The following is a 12189-nucleotide window of genomic DNA, read 5'->3' on the forward strand; positions in this document are numbered from 1 at the left end:
AGCAGACGAGCGCGCCGAGTTGACCGATCAGACGCTCACGGTCGAAATCGGATCTCGGAGCGAGAGTCAGACAAGCGCGCCTCATTCCACCGTTTCCATTGCAGCGATCCTCCTCGATCGCGGGGTGCGCCGAACCGAGGTAGCGAAGCGTTCGTGCAGAACGGCGTCTCGGAGGCGTTCGAGTGCTACCACCGTCTCGTACGAAACACGTTTGCCTTTGCGGCCGGTCTTCAGATCTGAGACTACGGACTGACCGACGCCAGAGCGCTGCTCGATCTCCAATTGTGTGAGACCCAACAGAATCAATTCGTGGACAAGTAGATTTGCCTTCATATATGCCCTAATATTGCGAACGCGGTGGACGCCAATCGCTTTGGCGATTATCGCAATATATGGCTTTTGCGAATATTTCGCAAGGCATTTGCCATAGGGAACAGAGATGACGCTAGGTCAACGGTTGAAGATTGCGCGCCGAGAGGCCCGCCTGTCGCAAGCCGAGCTTTCCAAGCTCGCGGGAGTGTCGCAGACCACGATCAACAATATCGAAACGGGTCGCAATCTAGGAAGCAAGCATGTGGTGCAGATTGCTGACGCGCTAAATACGAACGTGAAATGGTTGCTGGATGGGACACCGCCGAGGTTGAGTGTCGGAATGGATGGTGACTTTGAAGCGACGAGCGAGGCGACCAAAGCCGCTCCTGGACTGCATCACGGCAGGGCAAGTCAAGACCTTCACTTTTGGTTCGATCTCGAGACCTTCGAACGAAGTTCACAGCAGGAAAATGCTGTGGACTGGCTGGCCGTCAGGCGGTTGGCTGTCCCTGTTCCACGAGATTTCTTCGTCGCGACGGGGCGAGATCCCAAGGATTGTAAGGTCGTGACGATGCGGGGGACCGCTATGCAACCTCTTCTAAATGACCGCGATCTCGTACTGATTGACACTGCGTATTGCGAGCCGCGCGACGGCCAAGTGTTCGCGATGATCTTCGAAGGTGAGCCTATCATCCGGCAGATTTTCAAACTTGCCGGCGGGACGCTTGTCGTCCACGCATTAAGCAAGAACTATCTGGACCGCACTGTCGAGCCTATCCACCTTGATCGCCTCTGGATCATCGGCCAATGTGTGTATCGCTCTGGATCGGCTTTAACTATGTGAGCTATCGCACGATAGTAATTTTCTTTCTTAAAAATCGCAAAAGCCATTGCGCGCTTTAATCGCTTTTGCGATACTGCCTCTCACAGTCACCCGCCAGTGAGAGCCTAGATGGACCTCCAACACGCAGCACTCTTCGCCCTGATTTGGGCGGTCTTAGTCGCAGTCCTTTGCGCATTCATGCGCGGCCACGCTGACGCCGAACAAGCCGAGTGGATGCGCGGTGCAGGCATCGACGTCAAGCGCCCGGCTGCGGCCGAGGTGTCGGCATGAGCGCGCTCAACATTTTCCAGTTTGCGTCGGATGGCAAGAAGCACGACGTGCGCGTGGTTGATGTTGATGGCATTCAGCACTTCGTCGGCAAAGATGTGTGTGACGTGCTGAGTTACGCCAACGCCAGCAAGGCTATGAACGATCACTGCAAGGGGGTAACGAATCGCTACCCCCTTCAGACGGCTGGCGGAATGCAGGAACTCCGAGTCCTGACCGAGGCCGACGTGCTCCGACTGATCGTGAACAGCAGAATGCCGGCCGCCGAGAAGTTCGAGCGCTGGGTGTTTGAGGAAGTGCTGCCGTCGATCCGCAAGACCGGGTCGTATGCGATGCCTGGTGCGCAGCCACTTTCGCCGGCGCAGATGTTCCTGCAGAGCGCACAGCTGATGGCCGAGATTGAAACGCGTCAGATCGAACAGGCAGCAGCGATTGAGCTCGTGCGCCAGCAGGTCGTTGACCTCACCGAGACCCGCGCTTTCACGTCATGCCCGAGCAACGCGGAGTCGATCACCCATATTCGCAAACGCATCGCCGAAGAGTTCGGCTTGTCGGCAAAAATCGTGGACGAGGTAATCCGCCAGAGCCCGCTCGCACCGAAGCCTGCCGGCGAGGTCAAGAATAACCACGAAGACGCGAACGGCTCGACTTACACCGTTTGGTGGCGAAAAGATGTGACTGCGGTGTTCCGGCGGTTTGTCGACGAGTGTCGGCCAGTAACGACAGCTCAATTCGAGCACCCCTACATTAGCGGACGATTCAAGGTGCGCGCCAACGCGGCTTCCGACGAACCGCTCGCCGGGGCTGGTCTGTTCGGCATCGCCACGACGCGCTGAAAAGGAGGCACATGTGCGCAAGAGAAAAACGACTACAGTAAGTATTCCTCAGAACGGAATGTCGTCGTCCATAGGATCAGGATCGCCGGCCTTGGTTGGATCGATTCGATTCCAGCTCGGTAAATCAGTTCTTGGCCGCTCTCCTCTTGCAACAGCATTGAATACGGCCCAGTGCTCACGCAGCCTCTCAAAGATCAGACTGGCTTCGTCTGTTGACCACGTCCAAACGAGGTTGGGCCGTGCATATCTTCCCTTCCAGAGATACCCATTCTCCTTGACTAGCTTCCATAAGACTTGCTCGTCATGCGTCAACAGCTCGGGGAAATGCAAAGCCAACTTTGCGAAACGATCTTCCTCATCAACATCCCACAGTCTGCTGCTGGCCTCAGCGATCGACTCCGAGTTGTGGTTCGGACCGCCGTCATCAATGTTCACCCTTTCGAGACTTTCGAGGATTGCCCACTCGATGAATGACGAGAGCGTGCGGCGTTGTTTCCGGCCGGCAAGCTCCGCTAAGTATCTGAGCCGAGGCTCGAGTCGAACCGTCACCGTTTCCGACCGGCTCGTCTTAGCGCCACCGCCTTTTCGCTTCTCTGCGTCGTCGATCATCTGTTCCTCAATGTTCTATAAGAATCCATGTGGTGATTTTAAACACATCGCAGCTCTTGTACAACATCTGAAATTCTGTATGATTCGTGTACTGTCTGTTAACACACATAGGAACTTACAAGGTGGAGCATCTCAGACATGTCGAAGTCACCGTGCTACCGGACGGTCGGATGGATCGGAAAAATGCGGCGAAGTACACCGGCCTGTCCGTGAAAACGCTAGCCATGTATGCGGTCTCCGGGAAGGGACCGAAGTTCATCAAGCGGGGCCGAGTCTGGTACCGGAAGGAAGACTTGGACGCTTGGCTAAGCCCAGTGCTGTAGCAAGCCTGCCAGGATACAACGGAGGAAGAAAGTGAAATATCCCATCCCAACAGTCAATTACGACGAAGGTGGCGCGGCCGCGCGACTCTCCGCCGCAATCCACAACGCTGGACTGCAGTTGCACGACATTGCCAACCGCGATTCTGCAGCGTCCGCCGAACTGTTGTCGGCATCAGCGCATGTGGCCGACGAGCTCGCTAAAGAGCGCGATTCGGCTGTCCTTTCCACTGTCATATCCGATTTGCGGGGGACTTCCGCTGTTTCGAGCCTTTCGATGGTCGCCGCAATTCTGGACGCAACCGCGTATGTTGCCGACATCCGCCATAGCCTCAAGGAACTCAGCGAGCATGAACTGCCCGCCGACGTGCAGTGCATCTTGCACGACATGGCTGACGAAATGTACTGCCGAGATCACGCGAAATCGACCGCCGAATGGATCAGCGATAGCGCCGCATAAGACAGCCAAAAAGCTGTAACCACTTCGTTGCAACTACTCAGTACTACTACTGAGGGGGAGCACTCGTACTTACGAATCGAGAATTTGCAAATTTTTGAAGGCGCCGAGAACACGGCTTTTAAGAATGACGCGCCGCTGGTGGCAGCCGAGGCGCGTCGCACAACGAGGACTTGAAACATGAACACGGCGGATTCTACACAACTGGCCAGCGATGGCAAGCGGGGCGCGGTCAGCGAGTTTGAGGAATCGAACCATTACAACGACCGATATAACCGCATCAGCGCCCAGCCACTATTAGGCGATGCGGGCGCAGCGCACTGTCTCAACCACGTGCATCGTGCACTTCAGGGCATCGCTGTCGTGAACACCCTTCTCACAAACGATCGCTATTCGTCCGATAACGGATGCGAACCGCTCGACGGATACATGACAGGCGGTTTGCACTCGGCGATTCAAGCGCTGGCCGAAATGGCGATCGACAAGATCGAGTTCTACGCCGACCGGATCGACGAAGTTCAGCAAGAAAACCAAGCGGTGTCGCAATGAGTGAGCGCTACTTCGCACTGCGCGTCGAGTCGCGCGACATGCATCCGCGGATCAAGGTCAATGAAGTCGTCATCTACGACACCGAAGATGCGACCGAGCCCGACGACGACGTCGTAATCAACCTCACGAACGGGCAGACGATCGTGCGCTCGCTGGCGTCCTTCGACGGGGACAGGTACCGGCTGCGCTCTTACACACCAGCCGCCGCAAGCACTTTGCGCCGTGATGATGTGAAAGCCTGCTATCCGATTATCGGCCGCTGCAAAGCAAGCTTCTACAACGAGATTGCGGGGTCTGCGACGTGAACTTCCGCACCCCACTTAAACGCATCGTGATGCGCGCTTGGTCGCACGAGATCATCAGCAATGATGTCTGCACGTGGTTGATCCGCGTTTTCAAACTCAGGGACTTCTGATGACCCGTAACCAAATCGAACACATTAAGCGCGCCGCGAAGTCGGCGCAGGCCATGAAACTCGATCCGATGTTGCCGGCCGTTTTCGCCTTCCGCGCCGTCGACATCTTCGCGCAGCTGATGACGCCCGAGACCGTCATTGCCCTGTGCGACGAAGCCTTGCAGCGTCAGCACAACAACGAATCCGAACGTCGTTCCACCTAACCAATCTAGAAGGCCCCGAAATGTTCCAAGTCCTCGTCATCATCTTTTTCGGCGGTACGATCGCAGCCCTCGCCGCAATAGGCAGCGCGCTCCTGCGCAAAGACCGCCAGCCCCAGTACCGATACAGCGTTATCGCCTTCTTAGTCGTAGCAATTCTCGGCGGGCTGCTGTCATGCTTCACGCAGGTGTCGCAATCCCACGTCGGCGTCGTGACGACTTTCGGACACGTTGAAACCGACACGCTTGGAGAAGGTCCGCACCTGGTCAATCCCGTGTCGCGCAAACATATTGAAGCGATGCGCGCCGCCCGTCGTGCGCGTCTCACAAACGGATTATCGAGTGCTTGGCCCCAGGTGCCTGAAAAGGAATTAGCATGAGTACCGAAACGATCGAAGAGAATTTGATTGAGCGTCTAGTCGCGGCATTGGAGAATCGGCGCCCGCTTAGCGAAACGCTTTGGAGCGTCGATCAGATTGCGCAATGGCTGGGTTTGTCGAAGACGACCGTTGAAATGCGTGTGGTTACCCGACCCGGATTCCCATCTTCCTTTCGCCCCGTCGATTCAAAACAGGCGCAGCGGCGTTGGTTTGCGAGCGATGTACTCGAATGGGCGCGGAGCAATAAAGGAGTGATTCCGGCAGGCCGGCCAGGCCGACGTCGGCGCGCGCTTTAGCTGATGAGCATCGAACTTGCGGCCGTTGACACGTCCGAAGCCATGTCCGCCGCAAGGCCAAGTAGAGAGCGCAACTGCTCGATCGGCAGATCCGGGGTTTCGGTCACTGCGATGAGCGCGGCCATAAGTGCTTCGATCGGAGTCGATCGGTCAGTCAGCAAGTCGACTATCGCGATCTTCCGGCTTACATGTTGGCCTGCAGCCATCTCGCATCGTGGATAAAGCGATGGCATTGTGCCGTCTCAAATGTAGTATCGAAGCGCCAAAATGAGGGCATTTACCTGCGATAATCGGCGTCGGCTTCCTTATCGGTAGCCGTTCTATCACCCGGCGGATAGAATTCGCGCATGCCCGCCGACGACCAAGAGAACAAAACGACGCTTCGCATGCCGCCGGAGCTACACGCGGCCATCACCCATGCTGCGGATGCCGCCGGTTCGTCCTTCAACGCCGAAGTCACGCTACGGTTGCGTCACGACCCACACAAGGACGCGACGTCCGACATCCTTGAAGCAATTCGGCAACGAGATACCCAACTCACCGACTCGCTGATGAAGCACAACGGAATACTTTGGAGTGGCTTGGGCCGTGCCGCCGAAGTGCTCGATCGTGTCGCGCACGCGCCGTCGAGAGTATCGGGTGAAAGCGAGGCTGGCTCGTTGAGGCGAGAGGTTGAAATTGCGCGTCAATTGCTCAGCGTGATTAGCGCTCACAAGTGAACACGTCCCGACTTGAGGATAGAGGATCGACGATGCCAAAGGTCGACCGCAGCAACCCGAATTGGCTTGCCGAGTGGGTTGCCAAAGGCATGGACGAACGGAGCGAGGCGATCGCCAAGCGCGCTGCGAAGTATGCAACGAAGCCCCAACTCAAAGGTTTTCCGAGATATGTGCCGCTCAAAATCTGGGCTGAGATCATGTTCGGTGACCATGCGCCGCACATGACGACATCCGCAAATGGATGGAAGACGGGCACATCTACCCTCCTCCTAAGAAGATCGGTGGCAGATTCTTCGTTAGTCCAAACGCCGATTACATGGAGTGAGAAGACGATGGGCGATCGCCTACTCACTCATGCAGACCTTGCCGAAGTGACGGGGTTGCTTCAGCGGAACAAACAGGCTGACTGGTTTGCGGAGAACTTCGCGATTAACGTCGTGCGTCGTAACGACGGCCTAGTTGTTATGACTTGGGACACGTTCGAATTATTGTTGGCCCGAAAATATCGGCTAGACAGTGGGCCCATCGCGGAACTTCGACCTCCGCTGCGTCCGCTATTCCCGAAACGGTCGTAAGGCCAAGTTACGTTTTCTGCGCGGAAACGGCAGAAGCTGACATCGCCGTTGCCGGAACACACTGCGACAAACGTTGCGCGAACGCGCGGGCATCAGCTATCGCCTGAGCTGCGTCTGAACCTGTCACTTCATCGCCAAGATCATAGTCAGCTCGATGGCGGGCGCGCTTCAGGTTTTCAAGAACGTATCCAACGCCTTTTGCCGACCTCGTCGGAGACGCAAGGAAACGCTTGCTGAGGCGCTCGTGAGTCCCCATCGCCAAGGCAGCATTTGTGTCGGGAAAATGTGCGTCCGCGACCGGGAGCGCAGCATGATAAACGCTGTAGTATGCGCGGCTGATGCAATTCCTGAAATCGATCTCGGCGCCGCCGTTGCTGCAGGCGATCGCGCTAACGAGGAAGTCCGCAGACGAAACTGTCATGCAATTACCCGCGAATCCGCGAAAGTGGAAAGAGGCGACGCTCCTACAAACGACCGAACTGAGAAGGTGACAAGATCAACAGCCGTCGCATCTTCGAAGTTGTCGAAAAGTGCCTCGGCAACGACGTAATTCAACTCCGCGCATTCCTGCGGTGACGCATCGATCGAGAGTTCCAGCGCTACAGAGTTGACGTGGACTCCACGCAGATCAATCGAGAAGATCTGCTTGCCAGATCGCTTCAAGCACTCGACCGCACATTGAGCACGTGCCATCAATGAATCGCCATCAAATCCATCATGCTTGCCCCTTGCGGCCAACTGTGCCAGAAGTGCTTGACGAGCGACAAGAGATGCTTGCATGTTGGCGTCCGGAGCGAATTTCAGGAGGTTATCAATACTTTGAGATGCTTCTTCGAAGTGCAACGTCGATTCAAGTGCGAGCGTCGCCGCGCGTAGGACCAGTTGGTCACCTTCGAATCTAACTACGGCAGTGTTCGCCAGCTTCAATGCGTCCTCAAAGTACCCCATGTTCACGAAGGCAACAATCGCGTTGCCCACCACGTAATCGACCCCTGGAGCAATCTTTTGTGCGTTAGCGATCAACCTGAAAGCCTCTGCGTGATCGCCCAGCCCGAGGTTTGCAAGGCCGAGCCCCATCTGGCAGGCAACAACATCCTTCATCTTGCGTTGATAGATGGCTTCCAACTGCGCTTTGAGCTCGATCAATGCCCCGGAAACCGAAGCGTCTCGCTGCCTCACAAGGAGGTGCACAACTTCGTTGAAGATCTGCTCTTCAGCGTTGCTAGCGGCTGCGAAAATTGGCATTTGACAGTAACGACCTTGAGTGCATCGAGGCGATTGCAGACGCCTGCTCACATACACATTAACGTCCGCCATGCCCAAAATTTGAGGGCAAAACCGCAAAAAAACAGTGCGGCGCCGAACATGGGTGCCGGCCCAGCACGCGGCGCGGTAACGAAGTATAAGTGACTGAAGTCGATGATGCTTGGCGGAATCTAGTGTGCTCCAACGTAGCGACAAATTTTCTCCGTTACGCCAGATTTACGCCAAACTTCACGCAATCCCTTTCCCGACAATGCTCCGACGCCGTTCATTGGTCCCCCCGGCAGGAATCGAACCTGCATCTAGCGCTTAGGAGGCACTCGTTCTATCCATTGAACTACGGGGAGAGAGACCATTCCGAGGGGACGACTCGGGCTCACGAAGATCAGTCCTTAAGCCTTATACAGCTTGCGTTTCCGGCCGTTCAAGCTTCTTCCTAAATGAAGCACCGTGACACGCAATGAGACCTCGTTTAACACCATCTTTGCTACACTTTTGCTACAAAACCCACTTTTTGGGCTAAAGATTGATCTGGCACTGCTACAACCATGGAGATCACGGATGGCTTCTATCTTGCAAGTTGGTAGCCGCTGGCGCGCCCAGGTGCGCCGTTGCGGGCAGAGTATAACAAAGACATTCAAAACGAAAGGCGCGGCACAAGCGTGGGCACGCGAACAGGAAACAGCGATCGACAAAGGACAAAACGCCGCCGACGCTCGCGCCGTCACTGTCGGAGAGCTGATTGGCAAATATCGCGAGGCACGCGCTGCGTCCGGCCGCCAAATCAAGCTTAAGTCGAATGAACACTACATTCTGCAACGGCTGGAGGATGAGTTTGGCGATGGCTTAGCCGCCGAGCTGAATACGCAGCGGATTGTCAAGTTTGCCCAAGCGCGCAAAGCGGGCGGTGCTGGCGCGTACACAATCGACATGGACTTATCAAAACTCGGCACAGTAATGCGTCACACCGCCTCGCTCCTGGACATTGCGTTACCTGATGCAGTGGGCACCGCGCGGCCGGCCCTCCATCACCTGCATCTGATAGGACCGGGGAAAAAGCGAGAACGCCGCCCCTCGAAAGAAGAAATTGAACAGATCTTCGCTTGGTTTGTAGAACACCCGGAGCGGGAGCAGGCAATGCCAGACTTGCTGCGGGTTGCAATACAGTGCGCTTTTCGCCGGGGGGAGCTGTTCTCGCTACGTTGGGATGACATCGACACTGAGAGACACCTAGCGCTTGTGCGAGACCGAAAACATCCGAGGCAGAAGGCCGGCAACAACGAGTGGGTTCCGCTTATCGGCGATTCGTCCGAGGTCATTGCAAGGCAACCGCGCTACCCGGTCCCGGAAGATTACATGCGCAAGCGAGCCGCTGACCCTTCCCTACCGCCGCATAAAAACGAATTCATTTTTCGTTTTAACAAAGGCACCGCGAGCAAATACTTCAAACAAGCATGCGACGCGAAAGGAATAGTCGGCCTCCGTCTACATGATCTGCGGCATGAAGCAACGAGTGCTCTTTTTGAGGCAGGATGGGAGATTCCCGAAGTTGCGGCAGTCACCGGCCATAAGGATTGGCGTAACCTCAAGCGCTACACAAATTTAAACGTCGCCAACATTGCGAAGAAAGGACGCCTCACTATCGACTCGGCTGCCTAATCGAGGGGCGACCTGGGAATTCGACGGCATTCTCGCTCCGCTCTATACGAACGCGCATCACTACCCCACGGCATCGTTTGCAATTCAAGGTCCACCAAATTTGGGAGATCTCGACGTTAGGTCGTGTCAGCATTTGGTCGCCTAGCCATTGCAACGTACACGTGCGCACGGTTCGCTCGAGCAATACTGATGGAGCCACATCGGCTGCCCGCGAATCGACAAAACTGCGGTGGCAGGCCGGAAGGTATGTCCATGAATGACTCCTTGGCTGGTACGTCCCACATAATCACAACGTCGGCGTTGTTGTCCGCTCCAAACTGTACTGCTTTCTCTCGTTCCTTACCTTCGTCACTTGTGACGAAAGCCGCCACGGCTACAACGACGTAGCCGTCAGCCAAAAAACTCTGAACCCGCCCTGAAAGATCTTCAACTCGATAAAGAGGTAGCTCCGGCCCAGGATTTGTGGGTGACGCATCTGAATTTGGGATAGAGCCTGCATAGCCGTGCTCGTGCAGGTCTGTACAGCCCAACAGCCCGAAAGCAACGCAAAGGATAATAGCTGGAATGACCGACTGCCTACATCGGCTAACATTGAACGATCCGCTTACCCTCTGCATTGCGGACCACCAGTGACATAACGAAGCCCAGACTCAACAATCGCGAAATCTTGCTCAGAGAAGGCTCGGAACAACTCGGCGTCTGAATTAATTTGAAGCTTTCGCATCGCATTTTTCTTGTGCGTGCTCACTGTTTGCTTCGACCGGTAGAGCGTCAACGATATCTCCTTCACAGACAATCCGGCCAAGACCGATTTCAACACATTTATCTCGCATCGAGACAACGGCCTGACATCAGCAGTCGAGCTTGGTGCAACGTTAAAACCTGCAAGTTTCGGAGAAACGTAAGTAGCCTTCGCGTGAGCTGCCAAAATAGCGACTGGTAGAAATTCGATTATGTCTTCTTTATCAAGTATCGCATGTACACCAAGCTGCGCTAAAGTCGATACATAAGCCGGATTGCGGACACAAGAATGTAGAACCACGCCCACCGCTGGATGGTCTTCAAGGATTATTTTAAGCAACGGTCTGAACGACTTTCCGGCCGCCTCACACGCCGCCTCCTGATCTGTAATCACGACGTGAAAATCGTGCGCTGACGCCAAGTTTGAAAGTTCATCGCTTCTCCGAACGACTGCCACCAAATCCATCCCTTCATAACGCTGAATTAGAGTTTTCACTCCGAGCGCGGTTAGCGGGTGGCTTTCAGCAGATATAACTTTTATACACATTTTTAGCCAACTCATGGAACGTGAAGGTACGCCGCAGAGGATAGCGGATCACCGGACGCACAAAGGGCAGTCAGATTAGATGAACTGTCGGCCGCCCTCAATCTGACTCGTACGAATCTAGCGCACAGAATGATGACGCGCCGTTGAAAACTGCACCCGTACTGAAATTGGGCTTCGATTCGGGTCGGACACATTCGAGGCGCAAGTACGAAAGGTCCGATTGTCTATGTCCGAAGTTCAAGCCAAACTAATCAGACGCGCAAAATTGGATGTCAGATGCTTAACTGACAAACACACGAGGGAGAAAATGATATGCCGACCCAATCGTTCATCGACAAACCAAGATCGATTATCACGAAACTTCAACGCGGGAAGAGGCGCCTTCTGGATAAGATGAGAATAGAGCCAGCTTGCAAAAGCTCCGATTTGAACCAAGAGAATGAGGAATTCTCACTATTTGATTCGCTAGCCATCGGTGCGCGTATGATCACGATCGATACGGACGCGAAGCAGACAAAACTGGCGGTTCAAAACGTAGGCAGGTCTCGCATTGTAGTTTTACCGTCAGTTCACCGGTTCCCGGAGACGCAGGCGACATCGATCATGGTAATGCCCCTTATGATGAGTTTAGAAAGCGGGGAGTGTGGAACTATCGACTACGTTCTCCTCACGGGCGAAGCAGAGACAGAACAATTGTACCGAGCCCGTTTCGAATGGTTCCAATCCTATCCCAACGCTGCCACGCAGGAGGCGGAGACATCCATTCCTTTAATTTTTCGACCAGCGGGACTAAAGTTTGAAGACGACCCATGCGAGTTGCTCTCTGCATCGATAAACAAATATGGCGACGTAATCATTGAGAATCGTAGCGCGCATATTGTCTTTCTTTCTCCGCTAGTCACCTTGGTCCCTTTCGGTCAAACGTTTGTGCTTTCGCAGCGCTACATCGCGCCACAGTCATGGCAGCTCTGCCGCGGAGTGGCGTCAGGCATGACACCATCCGCTATCGGTATCACCATCGAGACTCCGACTGGGGTCACGACCTCTTCGCTTGATCTGCATCTGCGTCCGTGGACTGCAATCGAACGCTCATGGCATGGACCATTTGAATAACGCTGCGGTGTTAATTCCCAAGACAAAATTTGGGCTTTACCATAACCGGGGTTGAAGTAGGCGAACCAGCCGCACGGCAGTGATAAC

At 55.0% G+C, this 12189-nt stretch carries 17 protein-coding genes and 1 tRNA gene; 12 read left to right on the forward strand and 6 right to left on the reverse strand.

The window, feature by feature from the left end; translation table 11 throughout:
- Positions 1–439 precede the first annotated feature (439 nt).
- Positions 440–1156 carry a LexA family transcriptional regulator gene (locus P9292_RS21025; RefSeq protein WP_309853356.1) on the forward strand — a complete coding sequence of 239 codons (717 nt, stop codon included), beginning with the start codon at positions 440–442 and terminating at the stop codon, positions 1154–1156.
- Positions 1157–1422: 266 nt separating this feature from the next.
- Entirely contained in the window at positions 1423–2259 is an 837-nt protein-coding gene (locus tag P9292_RS21030) for a Bro-N domain-containing protein (protein WP_309853358.1), read from the forward strand.
- A gap of 48 nt (positions 2260–2307) precedes the next feature.
- Here P9292_RS21030 and P9292_RS21035 read toward each other — a convergent pair whose 3' ends face one another.
- Positions 2308–2868, reverse strand: a complete 561-nt coding sequence (locus P9292_RS21035; RefSeq protein ID WP_309853360.1) for a hypothetical protein — start codon at positions 2866–2868, stop codon at positions 2308–2310.
- A 170-nt stretch (positions 2869–3038) separates the two neighbouring features.
- Here P9292_RS21035 and P9292_RS43225 point away from each other — a divergent pair, with 170 nt between their 5' ends.
- The 6 genes from P9292_RS43225 to P9292_RS21060 all read left to right on the forward strand — a co-directional run bounded on the left by P9292_RS43225 (position 3039) and on the right by P9292_RS21060 (position 5189).
- Positions 3039–3191 (forward strand): helix-turn-helix transcriptional regulator, encoded by a 153-nt coding sequence (locus tag P9292_RS43225; protein WP_404989499.1) that lies wholly within the window; start codon positions 3039–3041, stop codon positions 3189–3191.
- A gap of 31 nt (positions 3192–3222) precedes the next feature.
- Positions 3223–3648: a hypothetical protein gene (locus P9292_RS21040; RefSeq protein WP_309853362.1), complete on the forward strand. Its 426-nt coding sequence runs from the start codon at positions 3223–3225 to the stop codon at positions 3646–3648.
- A 177-nt stretch (positions 3649–3825) separates the two neighbouring features.
- Complete coding sequence (locus P9292_RS21045; RefSeq protein ID WP_309853364.1) at positions 3826–4194, forward strand: hypothetical protein; 369 nt, start codon at positions 3826–3828, stop codon at positions 4192–4194.
- Complete coding sequence (locus tag P9292_RS21050; protein WP_309961068.1) at positions 4191–4499, forward strand: S24 family peptidase; 309 nt, start codon at positions 4191–4193, stop codon at positions 4497–4499. The genes P9292_RS21045 and P9292_RS21050 overlap by 4 nt, the downstream gene beginning before the upstream one ends.
- A 73-nt stretch (positions 4500–4572) precedes the next feature.
- A complete protein-coding gene (locus P9292_RS21055) occupies positions 4573–4812 on the forward strand; it encodes a hypothetical protein (protein WP_309853368.1) in 240 nt (79 codons plus the stop codon).
- A gap of 20 nt (positions 4813–4832) precedes the next feature.
- A complete protein-coding gene (locus tag P9292_RS21060) occupies positions 4833–5189 on the forward strand; it encodes a hypothetical protein (RefSeq protein WP_309853370.1) in 357 nt (118 codons plus the stop codon).
- A gap of 292 nt (positions 5190–5481) precedes the next feature.
- Here the strand turns inward: P9292_RS21060 and P9292_RS21065 are convergent, their stop codons facing one another.
- Positions 5482–5610: a hypothetical protein gene (locus P9292_RS21065; protein ID WP_309853375.1), complete on the reverse strand. Its 129-nt coding sequence runs from the start codon at positions 5608–5610 to the stop codon at positions 5482–5484.
- Between the two features lie 222 nt (positions 5611–5832).
- Between P9292_RS21065 and P9292_RS21070 the strand changes: the two genes are divergently transcribed.
- Together P9292_RS21070 and P9292_RS21075 are read left to right on the forward strand one after the other, a co-directional pair.
- The gene (locus P9292_RS21070; protein ID WP_309853377.1) at positions 5833–6204 is read left to right on the forward strand and encodes a toxin-antitoxin system HicB family antitoxin; all 372 of its coding nucleotides are present in this window, start codon (positions 5833–5835) and stop codon (positions 6202–6204) included.
- Between the two features lie 32 nt (positions 6205–6236).
- Complete coding sequence (locus P9292_RS21075) at positions 6237–6779, forward strand: DUF4224 domain-containing protein (RefSeq protein ID WP_309853379.1); 543 nt, start codon at positions 6237–6239, stop codon at positions 6777–6779.
- Positions 6780–6786: 7 nt separating this feature from the next.
- Here the strand turns inward: P9292_RS21075 and P9292_RS21080 are convergent, their stop codons facing one another.
- The 3 genes from P9292_RS21080 to P9292_RS21090 all read right to left on the reverse strand — a co-directional run bounded on the left by P9292_RS21080 (position 6787) and on the right by P9292_RS21090 (position 8389).
- Complete coding sequence (locus tag P9292_RS21080) at positions 6787–7200, reverse strand: hypothetical protein (RefSeq protein ID WP_309853381.1); 414 nt, start codon at positions 7198–7200, stop codon at positions 6787–6789.
- The gene (locus P9292_RS21085; RefSeq protein WP_309853383.1) at positions 7197–8024 is read right to left on the reverse strand and encodes a hypothetical protein; all 828 of its coding nucleotides are present in this window, start codon (positions 8022–8024) and stop codon (positions 7197–7199) included. Before P9292_RS21085 ends, P9292_RS21080 begins: the two co-directional genes overlap by 4 nt.
- Positions 8025–8314: 290 nt before the next feature.
- Positions 8315–8389 (reverse strand) — tRNA-Arg (locus P9292_RS21090).
- A gap of 214 nt (positions 8390–8603) precedes the next feature.
- Here P9292_RS21090 and P9292_RS21095 point away from each other — a divergent pair.
- Positions 8604–9701 carry a site-specific integrase gene (locus tag P9292_RS21095; protein WP_309853386.1) on the forward strand — a complete coding sequence of 366 codons (1098 nt, stop codon included), beginning with the start codon at positions 8604–8606 and terminating at the stop codon, positions 9699–9701.
- 604 nt (positions 9702–10305) lie between these two features.
- On the opposite strand, the gene P9292_RS21100 is transcribed toward P9292_RS21095, so the two are convergent.
- A complete protein-coding gene (locus P9292_RS21100; RefSeq protein WP_309853388.1) occupies positions 10306–10938 on the reverse strand; it encodes a response regulator transcription factor in 633 nt (210 codons plus the stop codon).
- Positions 10939–11301: 363 nt separating this feature from the next.
- On the opposite strand from P9292_RS21100, the gene P9292_RS21105 reads away from it, so the two are divergent.
- Positions 11302–12102, forward strand: coding sequence for a hypothetical protein (locus P9292_RS21105; RefSeq protein WP_309853391.1), 801 nt, complete (start codon positions 11302–11304; stop codon positions 12100–12102).
- The last annotated feature ends 87 nt before the right edge of the window (positions 12103–12189 follow it).

The organism is Caballeronia sp. LZ001, assembly GCF_031450875.1.
Taxonomy (GTDB): Bacteria; Pseudomonadota; Gammaproteobacteria; order Burkholderiales; family Burkholderiaceae; genus Caballeronia.